Annotated in this window: 2 protein-coding genes; both read left to right on the forward strand. The window is 45.4% G+C overall.

Going from position 1 to position 2,238, the window contains the following annotated elements; genetic code table 11:
• Positions 1 to 270: 270 nt before the first annotated feature.
• Entirely contained in the window at positions 271 to 1,797 is a 1,527-nt protein-coding gene (istA, locus tag IAQ59_RS21795) for an IS21 family transposase (RefSeq protein ID WP_209332970.1), read from the forward strand.
• Between the two features lie 34 nt (positions 1,798 to 1,831).
• A partial coding sequence (locus IAQ59_RS21800) for an ATP-binding protein (protein ID WP_209332971.1) occupies positions 1,832 to 2,238 on the forward strand: 407 nt, incomplete at its 3' end.

Genomic DNA, 2,238 nt, shown 5'->3' on the forward strand with positions numbered 1-2,238 from the left:
GATTGTATATTCCGATCCATCTTGACCACCTGTTCCGGTGATGTTGACCACTTTTTTCCGATGATGCTGACCACCCCTATTTAGGGGATGATCAAACATCAGAGAATACTATTCCGGTGATCTTGACCACTGTCAATCTGACCATCCTGACCACCCTTGTAAGAGTGGTCAGCATTGCCGGAATGGCATATTGACCACTTTGTATTTTCAGTTATCGATTGCTTCGAGGTATAATCCATACCTTAAAGTATGGCAGGAAAAACGATAACTATGAGCAATCTTAAACAGATCATCCGCCACCGGGACAACGGTATGGCGTTACAGACAATTTCCAAAACTTTGGGCATCGCCCGTAACACAGTTAAAAAGTACCTTCAACTAATTGATTCCAAGGGCTTGGGCTATGATGAACTTCTTGTCAAAAGCGACGAGGAGCTCGATGCGCTGCTTGCTGATCCCGACCAGAAATCAGATCAAAGACAGCAGGAAATTGAGTCCTTCCTACCGTATATGGAATCAGAACTCAAAAGAACAGGTGTAAACAGATGGGTTCTATGGGGTGAATACCGCCTAAAACACCCTGATGGTTACAGCTATTCCCAGTTCTGTGACATCTTTAAACAATGGCGTATAGGCTTGTCGGCGAGCATGCGGATTGAACATGTTCCGGGTGATAAGCTTTACATAGATTTTACCGGGGACAAACTATGCACAGTAGACCCCGTAACGGGTGAAGTCACAGATCTGGAGGTGTATGTTGCCACACTCGGATACAGCCAATACAGCTATGTTGAAGCCATACCTTCCCAAAGAAAAGAAGACTTGATAGCTGTCACTGAAAACGCGGTACACTACTTCGGCGGTGTGCCCAAAGCCCTGGTTCCCGACAACCTTAAAAGCGCAGTCACCAAAGCCGACAGGTATGAACCGGTGATCAACCCTGATTTTCTGGACTTTGCAAACCATTATGGCTGCACGGTTTTTCCCGCAAGGAGCAGAAAACCGCAGGACAAGTCTTTGGTGGAAAAGACGGTAAGCATTGTCTACAGCAGAATCTACGCTCCGATCAGGAACAAGGTCTATCACGATATCAAAACCTTGAATGCGGATATATGGCATTATCTGGAAATCCACAACAATACCCCTTTTCAAAAGAGGCCTGAATCAAGGAAGGAACTTTTTGACAGGGATGAAAAGGATGCACTGGGACCCCTGCCATCAGAAAGGTATGAGATCAAACAGTTCAAGTATGCAACCGTCACCAAAACCTCCCACATATCCCTGGGTCCTGAAAAACACTATTATTCCATTCCCTACAGGTTTATAGGCAAAAAGGTCAAAGTGGTCTACTCCCTGAGTTACGTGTCTGTTTTCCACGACGGGGATAGGATCGCTTTTCATAAAAGAAACATGAAGGAACGGGGATACACTTCAGTAAAGGACCATATGCCTTCCACCCACAGGTTTGTGAGTGGCTGGAACCCTGACTTTTTTCTGAACTGGGCAAAAGGGATCCATCCCGAAGTCCGGCATTATCTGCAGGTTATTCTCGACAGTTATCCCTATCCGGAGCAGGCATACAAAAGCTGTCTGGGGATTTTGGGATATGATAAAAAGGCAGGAAGGGAAAGGCTGGTCAACGCGGTAAAACGTGCCAAGCACTACAATACCTATAACTTTTCGGTCATCACCAGAATACTCAACAGCGGAATGGATACAATCCCTTTTGACACAGAAACAAAGCCCGACAAACCGGCCGACCACGAAAACATAAGGGGGGCGGAAAACTTCGGATAACCAATTGTTTACCTTAAAACCAAATTTTACAGATATGACACAGAGCACAGCATTGAACCAGATGTCCAAAATGAAGTTTCACGGGATGATGGAGGCTTATAAAACCATCTTGGACAGTAACAGACACCATGACCTCAATCCAGAAGAACTAATCAACCACCTTTTACAGGCAGAATGGGAAGAAAGGGAGAACAGCAAAATCAACAGACTGTTCAGAACCGCAAAGTTCAGGTACAGTGCCACTATTGAGGAGCTTGAGTTCTCCCAAGAAAGGGGGCTTGATAAAATGCAGGTCCTAAGGCTTGCCGATATGTCCTTTATAAAAAAGAAGGAAAATGTACTTATTACCGGGGCAACGGGATCCGGTAAAAGCTACATAGCTTCGGCTCTTGGCAACCAGGCGTGTATGCAGGGGATCAGGACACAGTATTACAATACAAC

The organism is Lunatimonas salinarum (genome assembly GCF_017811155.1).
Taxonomy (GTDB): domain Bacteria; phylum Bacteroidota; class Bacteroidia; order Cytophagales; family Cyclobacteriaceae; genus Lunatimonas; species Lunatimonas salinarum.